1 protein-coding gene is annotated in these 216 nt (G+C 56.5%); it reads left to right on the forward strand.

The window, feature by feature from the left end:
* On the forward strand, positions 1 to 216 hold a 216-nt coding region (locus QN379_RS23615), incomplete at both ends, for a phage late control D family protein (protein WP_323507790.1).

The following is a 216-nucleotide window of genomic DNA, read 5'->3' on the forward strand; positions in this document are numbered from 1 at the left end:
ATCTCCGGCCTTATCACCGCCGCCAGCATGCTGCGGCAAGAGGGCCGCCACGCGCTGTACGAAGTGACATTGCGCCCGTGGTTGCATCTGGCCACGTTGACCACCGACTGCAAGATATTTCAGGATCAAAGCGTGATCGAGATCATCGATCTGCTGTTTGCCGACTACGCGTTTCCAGTCGACAAGCGTCTCATTGAGACTTATCCCAAACGCGAC

This window comes from Glaciimonas sp. Gout2 (assembly GCF_035018905.1).
Taxonomy (GTDB): Bacteria; Pseudomonadota; Gammaproteobacteria; order Burkholderiales; family Burkholderiaceae_D; genus Glaciimonas.